Origin of the sequence: Klebsiella sp. OBRC7, assembly GCF_000293135.1 — a bacterium.
Classification (GTDB): domain Bacteria; phylum Pseudomonadota; class Gammaproteobacteria; order Enterobacterales; family Enterobacteriaceae; genus Klebsiella; species Klebsiella michiganensis.
In genome coordinates, this window is record NZ_ALNJ01000024.1 from 196,741 (window position 1) to 216,939 (window position 20,199).

Here is a 20,199-nt window from a genome sequence, read left to right on the forward strand (position 1 = left end):
CCGTCGCTGAAATGACAAAAGCCTGCCCGTTGCAAAACCGGCAGGCTTTTTTTATCTCCCCGACAGGCGGACGCCGCCGGGGGAGGTTCAGGCAAAAATGGTCATCAGGTAGGCGGCGAACAGCGCCAGGTGCGCCGCGCCGTTCAGCACGTTGGTACGCCCGGTAGAGAACGATATCTGGCACAGCAGCAGCGAGGCGACCATCACCACCATTTCCGGCGCGCCAAGGCCAAAGCGCAGTTCGTTGCCGGTGAGGAAGGCGATAAGCGTCACCACCGGTACCGTCAGGGAAATGGTGGCCAGCACGGAGCCGAAGAACAGGTTCATCGCCCGCTGGACCTGATTGTTCAGGACCGCTTTCAGCGCGCCAAGGCCTTCCGGAGAGAGGATCAGCAGCGCGACCAGGAAGCCGGTAAAGGCGACGGGGGCATTCATGCTGGTCAGTAGCGTCTCCAGCGGATTGGCGTTCATTTTAGTCACGGCGATAACCGCAACCAGGTGTACCAGCAGCCAGGCGGTGTGCCACTTGCTGCTATGGGCCGACGGTTTGCCGTGATGCGGGTCATCGTCGTCGCCGTCATCCTCGTGTTCGTAAACAAACAGGCTCTGGTGCGTTTTCGTTTGAATCAGCAGGAATACGCCGTACATGGCGGCGGAGATCAGCGCAACCAGCAGCGCCTGGCCAGTGGTGAAATTAGCCCCGGGCAGCGCCATGGGAAAGACCAGGACGATGATCGCCAGCGGAAAGAGGGCGATGAGGTACTGTTTAAGGCCGAACAGATTCATATACTGGGTGGCGAATTTGCGCCCGCCCAACAATAAAGAAAAACCTACCAACCCGCCGGTAACAATCATGATGATTGAATAAAGCGTATCTCGCATCAGGGTCGGCGCGGCGTCGCCGGTGGCCATTAATGCGGAAATCAGGCTGACTTCAAGAATAACCACTGAAAGGCTTAAAATTAACGAACCATAGGGTTCGCCAAGGCGGTGCGCCAGAACGTCGGCGTGGCGAACAACGCTGAACGCGCTGCTCAGAATCCCGACCAGCGCCAGGATATTAATGGCAACAACCACTGGCAGTGACTGGCTGCTTCCCCAGAAAAACAGCACCGCCAGCGCCAGAACCGGAAAGGCGAGGGTGGTCTCCTTATGGCGGGTTTTCACCGCCTCATGTGCATCGGTCATGAATTATCTCCAGGTATGCAGGTGTTATAATTATAGATACTGTAAGTTAATAAAATAACAGACATTGCGGGGATTATTTTGTTTTTTTACTTAAATTTACCACTCTGGCTCTATAAAAGTGGTAGATTGCCATAAAATGCGGTTACTATTTTTTTGTATTTATTATTCAGATAATTACTAAAACATCTTTCTCATTTATCTGTCGCCTTGCCAGCCGATTGAACCTCTACCAGACTCACTATTCACCCTTAAACCGGAGGTTGCCATGCCCTATAGCAACAAAAGTGAATTGCCCGATAGCGTTCAGCACGTTCTGCCTGCGCATGCCCAGGAGATTTACAAGGAAGCCTTTAACAGCGCCTGGGACCAGTATAAGCATAAAGAAGACCGACGCGATGACGCCAGCCGTGAAGAGACGGCGCACAAAGTCGCCTGGGCGGCGGTGAAAAATGAGTACCAAAAAGGCGATGATGATAAGTGGCATAAGAAGAAGTAATCGCTTTTGCTACGCTATGTGCTGCCTGAGCCCTTGCCCGCGGCTCGTTCATTGCTTATTGTCAAATAAAGCTGGATAATAATTCGGCAATACTTCACGGATGGCACCAGATCATCGCCGGGAAGCGGGCAGTGGCGGAGGTAGTAGAAAGTGTTAACGCGTGATTTCTTACTGAATGCGGATTGTAAAACGGCGTTTGGCGCTATTGAGGAATCGCTTCTTTGGTCGGCAGAGCAGCGGGCAGCCTCTTTAGCGGCGACCCTGGCCTGTCGTCCGGACGATGGCTCGGTGTGGATCTTTGGCTACGGTTCGCTGATGTGGAACCCGGCGCTGGAGTATCGTGAATCCTGTACCGGTACCCTACCGGGCTGGCACCGTGCGTTTTGCCTGCGGCTCACCGCCGGGCGCGGTAGCGCCACTCAGCCGGGTCGAATGCTGGCGTTGAAAGAGGGTGGACGCACCACAGGCGTTGCCTACCGCCTGCCTGATGACACTCTCGAAGAAGAGCTAACCCTGCTGTGGAAGCGGGAGATGATCACCGGCTGCTACCTGCCGACATGGTGCAAGCTGGATCTGGACGATGGCCGCACCGTCAATGCGTTAGTTTTTATTATGGACCCGCGTCATCCGCTGTTTGAGGCGGACACCAGCGCGCAGGTGATTGCGCCGCTGATAGCGCGCGCCAGCGGCCCGCTTGGTACCAACGCTCAGTATCTGTTCTCGCTCGATCAGGAGCTGCGCAAACTCGGGATGTACGATGCCTGCCTCGACGATTTAGTCGGCAAGGTGCGTCATCTGCTGGGGGAAAGCAGCCAGCCCGGGCTGGCTTAAGAGTATATCGCCCGGGTTTCCCCGGGCGTTTGCTATCAGGCGGGAACGTAGCTGATGGAGTGCTCCAGCGACTGGCTGTGGCTGTCGATGAGAACGTTCCAGGTGCCGCTGTAAGGCACGGTCAGATACGCGCTATCTCTGTCCTGCACACTCAGAATATCCGCATGACTATCGCCAGGCACTTTGGCGCTCATCAGGTGAATGTGGCAGCGTTCGGAACAACGTACCACCAGCGTATCACCGCCAAACAACGTTAAACTTGCTTTTACCATTGCCATTTAATCTCGACCCCGTTTCTGTCTACAGCATCCTGCCAGCCCATTAACCCGCGTGATATTGTTCACACTTTGCTCTGTGCATAACACCAAAGGGGAGGGGGGCAGATGCTGATTTTGATCAAAAAAAGGAATAAAGATTAAACAAAAATGACGTTGTGCCTGAAAGCATTCAGCTGACATTGTTTTCGGTTAACAAACGCCGCCAGCTTAATATTTAATCCCGTTGAATAGCGGATTTTTAGAAGGTCAGGACTTTATCCGCCGCCAGCGTCCACTGCGCCAGCTCGACGAGGGTACCAATCTCCACGCCGTCAATCAGCGGCAGCGCACCGATTCCCCGACCGTCAGCGCAGGTTTTACACAGCTTCACCGGCACGTTTTGCGCGGTGAGGATCTCCAGCATCTGCTGAATGTTGTAGCCTTCCGCTGGCTTCTGTCCGCGCAGGCCGGCGGTCACCGCATCGGACATTAAAAACAGCTTCAGTTCGAGGTCTGCCTGCTGCTCGCGCAGGGCGATAGCCAGACGCAGGCTATTAAACAGGGATTCACTGCCGTAGGCGGCACCGTTAGCGATAATCACAATACGTTGCATAAGGACTCCTTCTATAAGGCACGGTTATTGCTTGGCTCAAGTATAAAGCGTTAACCCGGGGGAAGGGTATGAATAATATGGCGGGTAATACGCCTGAGGTGGTCGACTGGTTTGCGCGCGCGCGTCGCTTACAGAAGCGGCAGCTGCACCAGCTGGCGCAGCAGGGAGCGCTGGCAGGCCAGATAAGCGCGCTGGTGCATATGCTGCAGTGCGAGCGCGGCGCGTCAAATATCTGGCTATGCTCGGGTGGCAGACTATACGCGGCGGAGTGCCGGGCGGGCGCGGCGCTGGTTGATGAGCAGCTCACGCGGTTTTATGCGGCGCTGGAACCTGCCCGCGATGCCGCCAGCAGCGCGCTCTGCTGGCGCATTGCCTGCGCGGTGTGGTATCTGACGCAGCTTGTCGCGTTGCGTAAACGCGTGCGCGGCCTGGAGATTGCCGCAGAAGAGGCCACCGGGCAGTTTAGCCGCATTATCCGCCACCTGTTGAATATCGTTCCGCAGCTCAACGACAGTATCGACGATCCGCAAATCGCCGGGCGGATGGTCGCGCTTTACAGCTTTATGCAGGGGAAAGAGCTGGTCGGACAGGAGCGCGCGCTGGGCGCGCTGGGCTTTGCCCGCGGACAGTTCAGCGATGAGCTGCGCCAGCAGCTGGTGGACCGCATTGACGGCCAGCAGCCCTGTTTTGACACTTTTCAGGCTTTAGCCAGTTCGCCGCAAAGCGTTATGTTTGTTGAGCAGTGCCAGGCCGGCCTGGAAATAGAACAGCTGCGGCGGGTCGCCTGCACCCGCCAGCCGCCGCCGGACGAGGGAGAAACGGCGCTGCGCTGGTTTTGCGTTCAGACCCAGCGTCTTGAGCAGCTGCGCGGTGTGGAAGAGCGGCTGATCGCAGACCTGCTCAACGCGGCCGATGGGCTGCTGGAGGGCAAAGATCGGGAGGTCCAGGTACCGCCCGCCGACTGGCAGGAGGACGGTATAGCCCTGCGGCTGGATAAGCAGCTGTTGCCGCTGGTGCGCCAGCAGGCCCATGAGCTACAGCAGCTCTCCGCCCAGCTCGCGTCGTTAAAAGATGCGCTTGAAGAGCGCAAGCTGATTGAAAAAGCCAAAAGCGTGCTGATGACCCACCAGGGAATGCAGGAGGAGCAGGCCTGGCAGGCGCTGCGTAAAATGGCGATGGACAAAAATCAGCGCATGGTTGAGATAGCCCGCGCGCTGCTGACGGTGAAGTCGCTATGGCAAGTACCCCCTAAGGAGTAGATGCACAATCAGCGGGCATATATTGCCAGCCGACGGTGCAGTTTTTGCCTCAAACGCCCCCGACAAGTGAGCCAACGCGCGTGAACCGGGCCTCTGCAAATCTGGCATTGGCTTTGCATTAAATAAAACGAGTGAATAAAGGTTTTGGGCAGCGGGCCAACGGCGGCACGTATGTCTAAGGATAAAGGCGTCCAGCGGTGCGTAAGCACCGCCGGGCGCTTTTTTTTGCGCGTTTCTGGAGCGGGTATGGGCGATACGTTTTCAATTTCACGGCGGCGTTTATTACAGGCAGGGGCGGCGCTGGGCGGCGCGATGCTGCTCCCCGGCATGATGCAGGCGGCATGGGCGGCAGGGTCGGATAAGCCGGAACAGACTACCGTGCGGGTCGGTTTTATTCCGCTGACCGACTGCGCCCCCTTAGCTATCGCTTCCCTGAAGGGATTCGATAAAAAGTACGGCATCACCCTCGTCCCGAGCAAGGAGGCCAGCTGGGCGGCGGTGCGCGATAAGCTGGTTGCCGGGGAGCTGGACGCCGCGCACATTCTGTACGGCATGCTCTACGGCCTTGAGCTGGGGATCGCCAGTAAACCGCAGGCGATGGCCAATCTGATGACCCTTAACCGCAACGGTCAGACGATAACGCTCTCCAGCGAGCTGCAGGAGAAGGGCGTCACCGACCTGGGCGGGCTGAAAAAACTGATCGACCTGCAGGCGCCGGGCAGCTACACCTTCGCCCACACCTTCCCAACCGGCACCCACGCGATGTGGCTCTACTACTGGCTGGCGAGCGGTGGAATTAATCCCTTTGACGATATTCGCACCGTCGTTGTGCCGCCGCCGCAGATGGTAATGAACATGCGCATCGGCAATATGAGCGGCTTTTGCGTCGGCGAACCGTGGAACGCGCGCGCGATTAACGATCGTATCGGCTTCACCGCCGCCACTTCTCAGGATATCTGGCCGGAGCACCCGGAAAAAATTCTCGGCACTCGCAGCGAATGGGTTACGCGTCATCCCAACACCGCGCGCGCGCTGGTGGCGGCGCTGATAGAGGCCCAGCGCTGGATTGACGCATCCGCCGAGAACACTCGCGAAACGGCGCGCCTTCTCGCCAGACGCGCATGGCTGAACACCAAAGAGCAGTACCTCAGCGGGCGCATGCTCGGCGAATACGACAACGGTATCGGCCGCCGCTGGCAGGACGCGCACCCGATGCGCTTCTACGAACGGGGAGAAGTGAGTTTTCCGTGGCTCTCGGACGGCATGTGGTTTTTAACCCAGTTTCGCCGTTGGGGATTGCTGAAGTCGGCGCCGGATTATCTGGCGGTGGCCCAGCGCATTAACCGGATTGACGTCTGGAAAGAGGCCGCGCAGGCGGTCGGCGGCATCAGCGCGCCGACGCAGGCGATGCGCAGCAGCACGCTGATCGATGGCAAGGTCTGGAATGGGGCCGATCCGGAAGGCTACGCCCGCAGTTTCGCGATTCAACGTAAGGGGGCATGAGATGAAACACGCATATAAACCGCAACCGCAGGCCGGCGCCGACAGCGCGCCCGGCGAAGTCATTACCCTGCCGCCGCTGCAGGTGCGCAAAACCACGCCTCCGCTCAGCCGCTGGCTGCGCGATGTTACCCAGCGTCTTCTGCCGCCGCTGCTCGGGCTGGGATTACTGCTGCTGGGCTGGCAGCTGGCGGCGATGAACAGCAAAGGTTTCCCGACACCGCTTAGCACCCTGGATTCGGCGTTGACCATTTTTGCCGATCCGTTTTATCAGGACGGGCCCAACGATATGGGCATCGGCTGGAACGTGCTGGCGTCGCTGCAGCGGGTGGCGGTGGGATTTGGCCTCGCCGCGCTGGCGGGAATTCCGCTTGGCTTCCTGATTGGCCGCTCGCTGTTTTTCGCCCGCATGTTTAACCCACTGATCGCGTTGCTGCGCCCGGTGAGCCCGCTGGCCTGGCTGCCCATCGGCCTGCTGCTGTTCCAGAAAGCGGAACCCGCCTCCAGCTGGACCATTTTTATCTGCTCGATCTGGCCGATGGTGATTAACACCGCCGAGGGCGTGCGGCGTATTCCGGAAGATTACCTCAACGTCGCCCGGGTGCTGCAGCTTTCCGAATGGACGGTGATGCGCAAGATCCTCTTTCCGGCGGTATTGCCGGCGGTGCTGACCGGGGTTCGTCTCTCCATCGGTATCGCCTGGCTGGTGATTGTCGCCGCCGAAATGCTCACCGGCGGCTTAGGGATCGGCTTCTGGATCTGGAACGAGTGGAACAACCTCAACGTCGAAAACATCATCATCGCCATCGTCATTATCGGCGTGGTCGGGCTGCTGCTGGAACAGGGGCTGATGCTGCTCGCCCGTCGTTTTAGCTGGCAGGAAAAATAGGGAGTCGCAGATGAAACCATTAATTCAGGTCCAGGGCGTCAGCCAGCGTTTTAACACCGCCAGCGGCGAATTCCTGGCATTGCAGAACGTCTCCTTCGACATCTACGAAGGGGAAACCATCAGCCTGATCGGCCACTCCGGCTGCGGTAAATCAACCCTGCTGAATCTGATAGCCGGGATAGCCCTGCCGACGGAAGGCGGCCTGCTGTGTGATAACCGTGAAATCGCCGGGCCGGGGCCGGAACGCGCGGTGGTGTTTCAGAACCACTCCCTGCTGCCGTGGCTGACCTGCTTTGACAACGTGGCGCTGGCGGTGGACCAGGTCTTTCGCCGCAGCATGAGCAAAGGCGAGCGCCAGGAGTGGATTGAGCACAACCTCGAACGGGTACAGATGGGACACGCCCTGCACAAGCGCCCGGGAGAAATCTCCGGTGGGATGAAGCAGCGCGTTGGCATTGCCAGGGCGCTGGCGATGAAACCGAAAGTGCTGCTGCTGGATGAACCCTTTGGCGCCCTTGATGCCCTGACGCGGGCGCATTTACAGGACGCGGTGATGCAGATCCAGCAATCATTGAATACCACCATCGTCATGATTACCCATGATGTGGATGAGGCCGTGCTGCTTTCCGACCGGGTGCTGATGATGACCAACGGACCGGCGGCGACGGTCGGGGAGATCCTCGACGTCAATCTGCCGCGACCGCGCAATCGCGTGCAGCTGGCGGACGACAGCCGCTATCACTATCTACGCCAGCAGATCCTGCACTTCCTCTATGAAAAACAGCCGAAAGCGGCATAGGGGGCGGCGATGACGCGGCAACTGGTGATTATCGGCAATGGCATGGCGGCCACGCGTCTGGCGCAGGCGCTGGTGGAGCGGGATGCGCGGCGGTTTAGCATCACCATTATCGGCGATGAACCTTGCCAGGCCTATAACCGCATTCAGCTCTCGCCGGTGCTTGGCGCGGAGAAAACCGCAGGCGCGACGCGACTGCTGCCCGCAGAGTGGTATTCGCAACAGAACGTCACGGTACGTGCCGGTGAAACGGTTACGGCGGTGGATATGGCGGCGCGTACGCTGCAAACCAGCGCAGGCGAACTTGGCTGGGATGAACTGGTGTTTGCCACCGGTTCGCTGCCGTTTCTGCCGCCGCTGCCGGGCATCACGCTGCCGCACGTTTTTGCTTTCCGCACCCTGGCGGACGTTGAGGGCATCCTGGCCATCGACGGCCCGGCGGTGGTTATCGGCGGCGGCATTCTCGGTGTGGAGGCCGCCGCGGCGCTACGCCGTTATGGTGACAGTGTCACTTTACTGCACCGCGGAAACTGGCTGATGGAGCAGCAGACTGATGCCTTTGCTGGCGAACAGCTGCAAATACTGCTCGCCGAGCGTGGGATCGGCTGCGTGATGGAGAGCCGTATCGCCGCCATTGATGAACGTCAGGTACTGCTGGAGGACGGACGCGCGTTTGCCGCCTCGCGGGTGGTACTGGCGACCGGCGTGCAGCCGAACAAAGGGCTGGCCGAGCGCAGCGGGCTGGCGTGCGGTCGCGGAATTCTCGTCGATCGCCGGCTGGCAACCGCGCAGCCGGGGGTTAGCGCCCTCGGCGAGTGCTGTGAAATTGACGGTCAGACCTGGGGGCTGGTGGCGCCGTGTCTGCGCCAGGCGGAGGTGCTGGCGGACCGCCTGTGCGCGATCCCAGGCGAGGATTTCAGCTGGCAGGACAGCGGCACCCGCCTGAAGGTCACCGGCATTGAACTGTTCAGCGCCGGCGCGCTGCGGGCCGATGAGCAGGATGACGTATATACCAGTTGGGATCCGCTGGACCGCCACTACCGTCACCTGCTGCTGCGCGACGGCAAGCTGCGCGGCGTACTGCTGCTGGGTGATTGCAGCAGCGCCGCGCCCCTGACCGCTCTGCTGGGGGCGCATGCGCCAGCGCCGGCAGAGTGGCTCTTCAATCCCTCTTCAACGATGCAGCCGCGCGCTGCGGGACAAACGACGATGACAAAACCTGTATTAGTGCTGGTCGGACACGGTATGGTCGGCCACCATTTTCTTGAGCAATGCGTCAGCCGTGACCTTCACCAACAGTACCGGATTGTGGTGTTCTGCGAGGAGCGCTATGCCGCCTACGACCGGGTTCATCTGACGGAATATTTCGCCGGACGCAGCGCGGAATCGCTGTCGCTGGTTGAGGGCGATTTTTTCGCTCAGCACGGTATTGAGCTGCGCCTGAGCGAATCGGTCGCCAGCATCGACCGCGAAGCGCGGGTGGTGCGCGATGCCTTCGGCCACGAAACCCACTGGGATAAGCTGGTGCTGGCGACGGGCTCTTACCCGTTTGTTCCGCCGGTGCCGGGCCATAATCTCGAGGGCTGTTTTGTTTACCGTACGCTGGACGACCTAGACCAGATTGCCGCCCGCGCCGCAACCGCCCGACGGGGTGTGGTGATCGGCGGCGGCCTGCTCGGGCTGGAAGCGGCCAACGCGCTGAAGCAGCTGGGGCTGGAAACTCACGTTGTCGAGTTTGCGCCGAACCTGATGGCGGTGCAGCTGGACAACGGCGGCGCGGCGATGCTGCGGGAAAAAATCAGCGAGCTGGGCGTCGGAGTGCATACCAGCAAGGCGACGACGGAAATTGTTCGCAATGAGCAGGGGCTACAGCTGAACTTCGCCGACGGCAGCTCGCTGGCGACCGATATGCTGGTGTTCTCCGCCGGTATTCGCCCCCAGGACGCGCTGGCGCGCAGCGGCGGACTGAGCGTAGGCGAACGCGGCGGGATTTGCATCGACAACCAGTGCCGTACCTCCGACCCGGACGTGCTGGCGATCGGCGAATGCGCCTTGTGGGACAACAAAATTTATGGTCTGGTGGCGCCCGGCTATCAGATGGCGCGCGCCGCGGCGGCTACCCTGGCGGGCGAAGCGGGCAGCTTTAGCGGCGCGGATATGAGCACTAAGCTGAAGCTGCTGGGCGTTGATGTCGCCTCGTTCGGCGACGCCCAGGGGCGCACGCCGGGCTGTCAGAGCTATCAGTGGACTCACGGGCCGCAGCAGATCTACAAAAAAATCGTGGTCAGCGCGGATGGCAAAAACCTGCTCGGCGGGGTGCTGGTCGGGGATGCCAGCGACTACGCCACGCTGCTACAGATGATGCTTAACGGGATGGCTTTACCCAAACACCCGGAAAGTCTGATCCTTCCGGCGCTGGAGGGCAGCGCGCCGAAGGCGCTCGGGGTCGCGGCGCTGCCGGACGGCGCGCAGATTTGCTCCTGTCACAACGTCAGCAAAGGCGATATCTGCCAGGCGGTGAGCGGCGGCGCGGGCGACATGGCGGCGATAAAAAGCTGCACCAAAGCGGCGACCGGCTGCGGCGGCTGTAGCGCGCTGGTGAAACAGGTGATGGAGTACCAGCTTGCCGGGCAGGGCGTCGAAGTCAAAAAGGATATCTGCGAGCACTTTCCGTGGTCGCGGCAGGAGATCTATCACCTGGTACGCGTCAACCATATCCGCACCTTCGAACAGCTGATTGCCCGCTATGGACACGGCCACGGTTGTGAGGTCTGTAAACCTCTGGTGGCCTCGGTGCTGGCCTCCTGCTGGAATGAATATCTGCTGAAGCCGGCGCATCTGCCGCTTCAGGACACCAACGATCGCTACTTCGCCAATATTCAGAAAGACGGCACCTATTCGGTGGTACCGCGCATGGCGGCAGGAGAGGTGACGCCGGACGGGCTGATTGCGATCGGCCAGATCGCCAAACGCTATCAGCTATACAGTAAAGTGACCGGCGGCCAGCGTATCGACCTGTTCGGCGCGCGCCTGGAGCAGCTCCCGGCAATCTGGCGCGAGCTGGCCGAGGCGGGATTTGAAACCGGCCACGCCTACGGCAAATCCCTGCGGACGGTGAAATCCTGCGTCGGTTCGACCTGGTGCCGCTACGGCGTCCAGGATTCCACCGGCCTGGCGGTCACCCTCGAACATCGCTACAAGGGGTTGCGCGCGCCGCACAAAATTAAAATGGCCGTCTCCGGCTGTACCCGCGAATGCGCGGAAGCCCAGGGGAAAGATATTGGGGTTATCGCCACGGAGAAGGGCTGGAACCTGTACGTTTGCGGCAACGGCGGTATGAAGCCGCGCCATGCCGACCTGTTCGCCAGCGATCTTGATGAAGCCACGCTTATCCGCAGTATTGACCGGCTGCTGATGTTCTACATTCGTACCGCCGATCGCCTGCAGCGCACCAGTACCTGGATGGACAATCTTGAGGGCGGGGTCGACTATCTGCGCGAGGTGATCCTCGAAGACAGCCTTGGCATCGGCGAAGAGCTGGAACAGGAGATGGTGCGGGTGGTCGAGAGCTACCAGTGCGAATGGCAAACCACCCTTAACGATCCGCAGCGGTTGGCGCTGTTCCGCTCCTACGTGAACAGCGATGAGCCGGACGAAAGCGTACAGCGGCAAACCCTGCGCGGCCAGCCGCAGCTGGCCGCCTTCGCGGCGCAGGGCGAACCGGCGCTGCCGTCCCGCCCGTGGCAGGCCATTTGCGATCTCGACGCCATTCCACAGCAGGCGGGGATTGGGGCGCGGCTCGGCGAGCGGCAGATTGCGCTGTTCCGCTTTGGCGATCAGGTGTATGCCCTCGATAACCTCGAACCGGGCAGCGAGGCCAACGTTTTGTCGCGCGGCCTGCTTGGCGATGCGGGCGGCGAACCGATAGTGATTTCGCCTCTGTATAAGCAGCGTATCCGCCTGCGCGATGGCCGCCAGTGCGACGGCGGCGAACAGGCGGTACGCGCCTGGCCGGTTAAAGTGGAGAACGGTAAAGTGTGGGTTGGCAACCAGCAGCTGCTGGCGCGCGCGGAGGCCTCCTGATGACGGAAACCAGGACCACGTGTCCCTATTGCGGAGTCGGCTGCGGCGTTATCGCCAGCCTGAATGCCGATGGCCAGGTTACCGTACGCGGGGATGAGCAGCATCCGGCAAACGTTGGCCGTCTGTGCGTGAAGGGGGCGGCGCTGGGCGAAACCGTCGGCCTGGCGGGAAGATTGCTCTTCCCGGAAGTCGACGGCGAGCGCGCAACCTGGACCCAGGCGCTGGCGGCGGCGGGTTCGCGCCTGCGGGAGATTATCGACCGTCACGGGCCGCAGGCGGTGGCGTTTTATGCCTCCGGCCAGCTGCTGACCGAAGACTATTACGCGGCGAATAAGCTGATGAAGGGGTTTATCGGCGCGGCAAATATCGATACCAATTCGCGGCTGTGCATGTCTTCAGCGGTCACCGGCTACAAACGGGCGCTGGGCGCTGATGTGGTGCCGTGCAGCTATGAGGACGTGGAAAACAGCGATCTGGTGGTGCTGGTCGGGTCGAACGCCGCCTGGACGCATCCGGTACTCTATCAGCGGCTGGCGCAGGCGAAGCGCGACAATCCGCAGATGCGGGTGGTGGTCATCGATCCGCGTCGGACCGCCACCTGCGATATCGCGGACCGGCATCTGGCGCTGGCTCCCGGCAGCGACGGCGGGCTGTTTGTCGGCCTGCTGAACGCCATTGCCGCCAGCGGCGCTATCAGCGGTGATTTCAGCGATGCGCCGCAGGCGCTGGCTATCGCCCGGAACTGGGACCTCGACAAAGTAGCGCAGTTCTGCGGCCTGCCGCGACAGCAGGTCGCCGATTTCTACAGCGAGTTTATCGCCGCTCCGCGCGCCATCACGCTCTATACCATGGGGATTAATCAATCCGCCAGCGGCAGCGATAAATGCAACGCTATCATCAACGTTCACCTGGCGAGCGGGAAATTTGGCCGCCCGGGCTGCGGGCCTTTTTCGCTGACCGGACAACCTAACGCCATGGGCGGGCGCGAGGTGGGCGGGCTGGCGACCATGCTGGCGGCGCATATGAATTTTGAAACCGATGATTTACGGCGTCTGGCGCGCTTCTGGGGGACCGAACGTCTGGCGCAAACGCCGGGGCTGGCGGCGGTGGATCTGTTCGCCGCCATTGGCCGCGGCGAGGTGAAAGCGGTGTGGATTATGGGCACCAATCCGGTGGTGTCGCTGCCGGACAGCCATGCGGTAAGCGAAGCGCTGGCGGCCTGTCCGCTGGTCATCGTTTCCGACGTCGCCGCCGCTACCGATACCGGACGCTTTGCCCATATCCGCTTTCCCGCGCTGGCGTGGGGAGAGAAGAGCGGCACGGTAACCAACTCCGAACGGCGGATCTCACGCCAGCGCGCTTTCATGCCGCCGCCGGGGGAGGCCAGAGCCGACTGGTGGATCGTCGCCCGCGTGGCCCAGGCGCTGGGCTTCGGCTCCGCCTTTGCCTGGCAGCATCCGCACGAGGTGTTCAGCGAACACGCCGCGCTTTCAGGATATGAAAACGATGGCCAGCGGGCGTTTGATATCGGCGGACTGGCGGAACTCAGCCGCGAAGCGTGGGATGCGCTGGAACCGGTGCGCTGGCCGGTGAGCCGCAGTGAAGCAGCCTGGAGTGTGCATAAGGGCTGGCATCGCGACGGTACACTGCGGATGGTACCGGTCGCGCCGCAACCTACCCGGGCGACCACCGATGCGTTCTATCCGCTGATCCTCAACAGCGGGCGGATCCGCGATCAGTGGCACACCATGACCCGCACCGGCGCGGTGCCGCGTCTGATGCAGCATATTAGCGAACCGGTGGTGGAAGTCGCGCCAGCGGACGCGTCGCGCTATCAGCTGGTGGAGGGTGAACTGGCACGGGTCCGCTCACCGAATGGGGTGATGGTAGCAAAAGTGACGATCGGCGATGGCCAGCGTCCCGGGTCGCTGTTTGTGCCGATGCACTGGAATAATCAGTTTGCTCGCCAGGGACGGGTGAATAACCTGCTGACGGCGGTCACCGACCCGCACTCCGGGCAGCCGGAAAGTAAACAGGCGGCGGTAGCGATAGCCGCCTGGCTGCCGGCGTGGAAAGGCGAGCTTTTTGCTCGCCAGCCGGTTCCGCTCCCCGCCTCGCTGCACTGGCGGCGGCGGGCGGCAGAGGGCGTTATCCATCTTTCGCTGGCGGGGGATATCCGCTCCCGCGACTGGCTTGTGGGCTGGTGCCAGCGGCAGGGATGGCAGATGCAGGTAGCCGAAGGCGGCAACGTCTGGAACCTGCTGGCGTGGCAGGGGGGAGAGCTGATGCTCGGCTGGTGGAGCGACGCCAGCGAGCCGGCTATCGATGCCGAGTGGATTCACGCCGCGTTTCGCACCCCGCCGCAGAACGCCGCCCGGCGTCATGCACTATTGAGCGGCAGAAAAGGCGGTGACGAGATGCCGCGCGGGCGCATTATCTGCAGCTGCTTTAGCGTGGGCGAACGAGCGATAGGCGAAGCGATTGCCAGCGGCTGCCGTACGCCTGCCGCGCTGGGGGAGAAACTCAAATGCGGCACCAACTGCGGTTCTTGTCTCCCGGAGCTTAAGGCGCTGCTGGCGGCGAAGCGGGTTCAGGCCTGAGATTCAGCATATTCCTGGAATCGCGCCAGAGGCTGCGAGGGCGGGCAAAAAACGATAAACTTAGCTTTTGCCGCCACCACTTCGTGAGTAGACGTAACCGATTTGAGCTCCTTGTCGTTCCGCATAACCCCGTATTTACCGCTTCTCCTGCTGCTGGCAGGCGCGCCCGCGCGCGCGCTGCAGGATAATCAGGCGTTCTCCGGCGCGCCTGAGAGCTTACCCGACCTCGGCCTGGCGCCGCAGGTCGACGACGACGCAAAGCACTTTGCCGAGATGGCGAAGAAATTTGGCGAAGCCAGTATGAGCGATAACGGGCTGACAACCAGCGAACAGGCGCGAGTATTTGCCATCGGTAAACTGGGGAACGAGGTCAGCCACCAGCTGGAGAACTGGCTTTCGCCGTGGGGCAACGCCAACGTCGATCTGCTGGTGGATAAAGAGGGCAATTTTACCGGCAGCAAAGGGAGCTGGTTTGTCCCTCTGCAGGATAACGGCGACTACCTTACCTGGAATCAGTACTCAGTCACCCAGCGGGATACGGGTCTGGTCGGCAATATTGGTCTCGGCCAGCGCTGGCGGATGGGCTCCTGGCTGCTGGGCTACAACTCTTTCTACGATAAAGCCCTGGACGATCGGATGGCGCGCGGCAGCGTCGGGGCCGAAGCCTGGGGCGAGTCGCTGCGCCTGTCGGCGAACTACTACCAGCCGCTCGGCGGCTGGCAGCAGGGGAGTAGCCTGACCCAGCAGCAGCGTATGGCGAGCGGCTACGATGTCACCGCCCAGGCGCGGCTGCCGTTTTATCAGCACATTAATACCAGCGTCAGCGTGGAGCAGTATTTTGGCGATAGCGTCGATCTGTTCCATTCGGGTACCGGCTACCATAACCCGGTCGCGGTGTCGGTGGGGCTGAATTACACTCCCGTTCCGCTGGTCACGGTGACGGCTAAGCATAAGCAGGGCGAGAGCGGCGTCAGCCAAAATGATGTCGGGCTGAAGCTGAACTATCGGTTCGGCGTCCCGCTGAAGCAGCAGCTGGCGGCCGATGAAGTCGCCGTTAGCCGATCGCTTCGCGGCAGCCGCTACGACAGCCCGGAACGGGATAACCTGCCGGTGGTTGAATATCGGCAGCGTAAAACGCTGTCGGTTTATCTGGCGACGCCGCCCTGGGATCTTCAGCCCGGGGAGACGGTGCAGCTGAAACTGCAGATTCGCAGCCTGCACGGCATTAAGTCGCTGAGCTGGCAGGGGGATACCCAGGCGCTAAGCCTGACTTCGCCAATTGAGGCGAACAGTACGGACGGCTGGACCGTGATTATGCCGCGCTGGAGCAGCGAAGCCGGGGCGAGCAACCGCTGGCATCTTTCGCTGGTGGTGGAGGATAAAACGGGTCAGCGCGTCTCATCCAATGAGATCGCACTGGTGCTGACTGAGCCGTTGGTACGGGTACCGGCCGAGGGCGTGTCGTGGCAGCATCAGCCCTAAAATACGCGCTCCTGATGGACCCAAACCGCCGCTTCCACGCGCGATTTCAGCTTCATTTTCTTGAGCATATGCTTGACGTGGACTTTGACGGTACTTTCGGTGATATCCAGACGGCGGGCGATCATTTTGTTCGGCAGGCCTTGGGCAATCAGCTTGAGAATATCGCGCTCGCGCGGGGTCAGCTGGCTGATGTCGCGGTCCGAGGTGGCGCGATTAGCGCGCAGGCTGGCAGCCAGCACCGGGGTTAACGCTTCGCTGAGCACCATTTCGCCTGCCGCGGCCTGCTGCAGCGCCTTCAGCAGATCTTCCGGTTCCATATCCTTCAGCAGATAGCCGTCGGCGCCGCGTTTCAGGGCGGTCACCACATCTTCTTCATGATTGGAGACGCTAAATACCACCACGCGGCCGGAAAGCGACTTTTCGCGCAGCTTGTCGAGGGTTTCCAGACCGTTCATGCCCGGCATATTGAGATCCAGCAGAATCAAATCGGGATCTAATGATTCCGCCATCGCAATCCCTTGCTCGCCGTTGCTGGCTTCACCGATAACCTGGATGTCCGGGGCCATGCTGATCAGCTGTTTGACGCCGGTGCGCAGCATCGGGTGATCGTCGATGAGAAGGATGGTTGCCCGTTCCTGTTGACTCATGAAGTTCTCCTTATTGGATTGAAAACGATTTTTCAGGGATAAAAGTGACCACCACTTCGGTACCGCCGGTTTCCCGACGCCGAACCTGACAGTCCCCGCGCAGGCTCTGCGTGCGATCGCGCATGATAATCAGGCCGTAGTGGTTGCTGCGCTCCGCATGGTCCGGTACGCCGCGACCGTTATCGGCCACCGTCAGCCGGACCTGATTGTCCCGCAACGCCACGGTAACGCTGACGTCGGTGGCATTGGCGTGTTTCAGCGAGTTGCTGAGCGCTTCCCGGGCGATTTGTAGCAGATGAATGGCCTGATGCGATGGAACAAAACGCGGCGGCAGCTGATAATCCAGGCGTACCGTAAAACCAAAGTGGGCGCTGTATTCCCGGCAGCTGGCCTCCAGCGCCGGGCGCAGCCCCGGTTCGGTGAGCTGTAGCCGGAAGGTTGTCAGCAGTTCGCGCAGCTGGGCCCAGGAGGTATTGAGTTCATTACGGATTTGCCCCAGCAGCTGGCGGCTCGCTTCCGGCAGATCGTCGCCCTGCATCTGCAGGCAGCTAACCTGCATTTTCATACAGGAGAGCGACTGGGCGATGGAGTCGTGGAGCTCGCGGGCGATAGTGGCGCGCTCCTCCATCACGATAAGCTGCTGCTGGCGCTCCTGATGGCGATCGAGGGCGAGGGTGCCGGTGAGTTGTTCAACCAGCGTATCCACCAGCTGCTGCTGATCGTGGCTCAGATGCCGCCCGGCGGGCAGAGTGGCCAGCAAAATACCGTACTGATTATGGGCATCCGACAGCCGCCATTTTAAGGTGGTGCCGGTATCCGGCAGCGGCGGCAGATCGCGCGGACACAGATAGCAGCCTCTGTCGTCGCACTGAATATCGGAGTGGCAGGAAAACTCCTGATGGTTGTCTTCATCTTCCATATCGTAAACGCGAACTTCAATATCGCGCAGCAGGGTTAGCCCCTGTAACCCGTTAAGAACGGGCGAAATGCGCTCGCAGAGCGGCGCGTTCGAGTGCAGTCGGCGGTTGGCCTGCCACAGGAAGGCGAGGATCTCGTTTTTCTGCTCCAGGCCCGCGGTTTTTTCCTGCACCCGGCGTTCCAGCACCGAATAGCTCTCCGCCAGCTCTTCAGACATATTGTTCAGCGCCATACCGAGCGTCGCCATCTCGTTGCGTCCGCTAATCTGCGCGCGGTGGGTAAAATCGCGTCGGCTCACCGCTCGGGCCATGCCGAGCAGCTGTTTCCACGGGCGCAGCAGGCGGGCGCGCAGCCAGACGATGGTAAACACCAGCAGCAGCGCCATCCCCACGGCCATGATGCGCTGGATCCAGACCACGTGTTTAATCCGCTCCTCGGTGGTGTGATCGAAAGCGGTCACCAGCTGGTCGATGCGATCGACAAAGCCGGCGACATCCGTCGCGACCGAGGCCTGATTTTGCGCCCTGCGCATTCCCGGCGCCAGCTCCAGCTGCCAGTAGTGCTGTAACGCCTGAAGCTGGCGCTGCTGATCGTCATGGCGAGCGGCGTACTGCAGTTCCGGGCTAAAAACGGTTGCCGTCATTTCATCAAGCAGCTTTTGATCGTTTTCGCCCAGCGGTACTGCCGCCAGCAGGCGGTAGCTCTGCATGCGCAGCGAGCCGGCTTTGTTAATCGCATGCGCGCTGCCCTGAACGCCGTGCACCAGGCGAGAAGAGATCGCCATTCCGGCGACGCCGATGACCGTGGCTAACAGAACGATTAACGCGAGTTGATTAACCAGCGTTAGCGGCGTAAAAAGACGTTTCAACATGGGGTATGAGGCTCCTGACCGGCAAATCATCCGGGAGTGGCGCTTATTCTCGGACATCCCCTGGAGTATACCCATACCCCTAAAGGATTACCCCTTAATTGTCAGGGTGTGATGGTCTGGTGGCAGACGTTCGGGCAATGCCAGCACTGGCGTGAAAAACCACACTTTTTTACGCAGAAATAGCTACTCACTTCGGGTGATGCGTTTTTTTTAGCCAAATTAGCGCCAACTTTTCCTTTGATTTATATCAACTTACCGCCGCCTGTAACCCATAAGGTAGCCAGGGTTAATATGAATTATTAGAGGTGTCTATGAGTCACTCTTCAATCCCGGAGAAGACTAACAGTTCAGTCATTAGCGACTGGCGTCCCGAAGATCCTGAATTCTGGCAGCAGCGCGGTCATCGCGTCGCCAGCCGTAATCTGTGGATCTCCGTCCCGTGTCTTTTGCTGGCATTCTGCGTCTGGATGTTGTTCAGCGCCGTTGCCGTCAACCTGAATAAAGTCGGATTTCAGTTTACCACCGACCAGTTGTTTATGCTGACCGCGCTCCCGGCGCTTTCCGGCGCGCTGCTGCGGGTGCCTTACGCGTTTATGGTACCGCTGTTCGGCGGACGTCGCTGGACCGCGTTCAGTACCGGGATCATGATCGTGCCCTGCGTCTGGTTAGGCTTTGCGGTACAGGATACCTCTACGTCCTTCAGCGTTTTCGTGATTATTTCTCTGCTCTGCGGTTTTGCGGGGGCGAACTTTGCTTCCAGTATGGCTAACATCAGCTTCTTCTTTCCGAAACAGAAGCAGGGCGGCGCGCTGGGCATCAACGGCGGCCTCGGGAATATGGGCGTCAGCGTAATGCAGCTGGTTGCTCCTCTGGTGATTTCGCTGTCGATCTTCGCCGTCTTTGGCGGTACCGGCAGCGAGCAGCCGGACGGTTCCATGCTGTATCTGGAAAACGCGGCGTGGATCTGGGTGCCGTTCCTGATTATCTTCACTCTGGCGGCGTGGTTCTTTATGAACGATCTGTCGGCGTCGAAGGCGTCGCTGAGCGAGCAGCTACCGGTACTGAAGCGCGCCCATCTGTGGATTATGGCGCTGCTCTATCTTGCCACCTTCGGATCGTTTATCGGCTTCTCGGCGGGCTTCGCAATGCTGTCGAAAACCCAGTTTCCGGATGTGCAGATTCTGCACTATGCCTTCTTCGGGCCGTTCATCGGCGCACTGGCGCGCTCAACCGGCGGGGCGATCTCCGACCGCCTTGGCGGGACGCGCGTGACGCTGGTTAACTTTGTGGTGATGGCTATCTTCTGCGGCCTGCTGTTCCTGACGCTGCCGACCCACGGCGAGGGCGGCAACTTTATTGCCTTCTTCGCGGTATTTATGGTGCTGTTCCTGACCGCCGGTCTGGGCAGCGCATCTACCTTCCAGATGATCTCGGTTATCTTCCGCAAAATGACCATGGATCGCGTTAAGGCGCAGGGCGGCAGCGAAGCGCAGGCCATGCGTGAAGCGGCGACCGATACGGCGGCGGCGCTGGGCTTTATTTCGGCGATTGGCGCGATTGGCGGCTTCTTTATTCCAAAAGCGTTTGGTATTTCGCTGGATTTAACCGGCTCACCGGCCGGCGCCATGAAGGTCTTCCTGGTGTTCTATATCGCCTGCGTGGTGATTACCTGGGCAGTCTACGGACGCAAGCAGAAATAATATTTCTTTCTGAGTTTCTGCAAAGGGCGCAACGGTATTTGCGCCCTTTTTAGCGTTTATTTGTTAGTT

General features: G+C 60.4%; 15 protein-coding genes. 10 read left to right on the forward strand and 5 right to left on the reverse strand.

The window, feature by feature from the left end; translation table 11 throughout:
• Nucleotides 1–87: 87 nt before the first annotated feature.
• Complete coding sequence (chaA, locus tag HMPREF1144_RS05525; RefSeq protein WP_004121802.1) at nucleotides 88–1,188, reverse strand: sodium-potassium/proton antiporter ChaA; 1,101 nt, start codon at nucleotides 1,186–1,188, stop codon at nucleotides 88–90.
• 265 nt (nucleotides 1,189–1,453) lie between these two features.
• On the opposite strand from chaA, the gene chaB reads away from it, so the two are divergent.
• Both chaB and HMPREF1144_RS05535 read left to right on the forward strand, forming a co-directional pair.
• Entirely contained in the window at nucleotides 1,454–1,684 is a 231-nt protein-coding gene (gene chaB, locus HMPREF1144_RS05530; RefSeq protein WP_009651994.1) for a putative cation transport regulator ChaB, read from the forward strand.
• Nucleotides 1,685–1,834: 150 nt separating this feature from the next.
• Nucleotides 1,835–2,515 carry a gamma-glutamylcyclotransferase gene (locus HMPREF1144_RS05535; RefSeq protein ID WP_004851874.1) on the forward strand — a complete coding sequence of 227 codons (681 nt, stop codon included), beginning with the start codon at nucleotides 1,835–1,837 and terminating at the stop codon, nucleotides 2,513–2,515.
• A gap of 35 nt (nucleotides 2,516–2,550) precedes the next feature.
• Here HMPREF1144_RS05535 and HMPREF1144_RS05540 read toward each other — a convergent pair whose 3' ends face one another.
• Complete coding sequence (locus tag HMPREF1144_RS05540; protein ID WP_002910387.1) at nucleotides 2,551–2,793, reverse strand: DUF1883 domain-containing protein; 243 nt, start codon at nucleotides 2,791–2,793, stop codon at nucleotides 2,551–2,553.
• 238 nt (nucleotides 2,794–3,031) lie between these two features.
• Nucleotides 3,032–3,385 carry a DsrE/DsrF/TusD sulfur relay family protein gene (locus HMPREF1144_RS05545; RefSeq protein ID WP_004851872.1) on the reverse strand — a complete coding sequence of 118 codons (354 nt, stop codon included), beginning with the start codon at nucleotides 3,383–3,385 and terminating at the stop codon, nucleotides 3,032–3,034.
• 68 nt (nucleotides 3,386–3,453) lie between these two features.
• Here HMPREF1144_RS05545 and nasR point away from each other — a divergent pair, with 68 nt between their 5' ends.
• The 7 genes from nasR (at nucleotide 3,454) to HMPREF1144_RS05580 (ending at nucleotide 15,994) form a co-directional block, all read left to right on the forward strand.
• The gene (gene nasR / locus HMPREF1144_RS05550) at nucleotides 3,454–4,644 is read left to right on the forward strand and encodes a nitrate regulatory protein NasR (protein ID WP_009652036.1); all 1,191 of its coding nucleotides are present in this window, start codon (nucleotides 3,454–3,456) and stop codon (nucleotides 4,642–4,644) included.
• Nucleotides 4,645–4,890: 246 nt separating this feature from the next.
• Nucleotides 4,891–6,147, forward strand: a complete 1,257-nt coding sequence (locus tag HMPREF1144_RS05555) for a CmpA/NrtA family ABC transporter substrate-binding protein (protein ID WP_009652009.1) — start codon at nucleotides 4,891–4,893, stop codon at nucleotides 6,145–6,147.
• A gap of 1 nt (nucleotide 6,148) precedes the next feature.
• On the forward strand, nucleotides 6,149–7,033 hold the full coding sequence (ntrB, locus tag HMPREF1144_RS05560; protein WP_004851866.1) for a nitrate ABC transporter permease: 885 nt from the start codon (nucleotides 6,149–6,151) through the stop codon (nucleotides 7,031–7,033).
• 10 nt (nucleotides 7,034–7,043) lie between these two features.
• The gene (locus tag HMPREF1144_RS05565; RefSeq protein ID WP_009652065.1) at nucleotides 7,044–7,832 is read left to right on the forward strand and encodes an ABC transporter ATP-binding protein; all 789 of its coding nucleotides are present in this window, start codon (nucleotides 7,044–7,046) and stop codon (nucleotides 7,830–7,832) included.
• A 9-nt stretch (nucleotides 7,833–7,841) separates the two neighbouring features.
• Nucleotides 7,842–11,912 (forward strand): nitrite reductase large subunit NirB, encoded by a 4,071-nt coding sequence (nirB, locus tag HMPREF1144_RS05570; RefSeq protein ID WP_009652008.1) that lies wholly within the window; start codon nucleotides 7,842–7,844, stop codon nucleotides 11,910–11,912.
• Nucleotides 11,912–14,512 (forward strand): nitrate reductase, encoded by a 2,601-nt coding sequence (locus HMPREF1144_RS05575; protein WP_009652070.1) that lies wholly within the window; start codon nucleotides 11,912–11,914, stop codon nucleotides 14,510–14,512. Before nirB ends, HMPREF1144_RS05575 begins: the two co-directional genes overlap by 1 nt.
• Nucleotides 14,513–14,614: 102 nt before the next feature.
• Complete coding sequence (locus tag HMPREF1144_RS05580) at nucleotides 14,615–15,994, forward strand: YchO/YchP family invasin (protein WP_004851859.1); 1,380 nt, start codon at nucleotides 14,615–14,617, stop codon at nucleotides 15,992–15,994.
• On the opposite strand, the gene narL is transcribed toward HMPREF1144_RS05580, so the two are convergent.
• Both narL and narX read right to left on the reverse strand, forming a co-directional pair.
• A complete protein-coding gene (gene narL, locus HMPREF1144_RS05585) occupies nucleotides 15,991–16,641 on the reverse strand; it encodes a two-component system response regulator NarL (RefSeq protein WP_004103129.1) in 651 nt (216 codons plus the stop codon). The genes HMPREF1144_RS05580 and narL overlap by 4 nt on opposite strands.
• Nucleotides 16,642–16,651: 10 nt before the next feature.
• Nucleotides 16,652–18,430 (reverse strand): nitrate/nitrite two-component system sensor histidine kinase NarX, encoded by a 1,779-nt coding sequence (gene narX / locus HMPREF1144_RS05590; RefSeq protein ID WP_009652001.1) that lies wholly within the window; start codon nucleotides 18,428–18,430, stop codon nucleotides 16,652–16,654.
• A 311-nt stretch (nucleotides 18,431–18,741) separates the two neighbouring features.
• Here narX and HMPREF1144_RS05595 point away from each other — a divergent pair, with 311 nt between their 5' ends.
• The gene (locus tag HMPREF1144_RS05595; RefSeq protein ID WP_009652012.1) at nucleotides 18,742–20,130 is read left to right on the forward strand and encodes a NarK family nitrate/nitrite MFS transporter; all 1,389 of its coding nucleotides are present in this window, start codon (nucleotides 18,742–18,744) and stop codon (nucleotides 20,128–20,130) included.
• Nucleotides 20,131–20,199 lie beyond the last annotated feature (69 nt).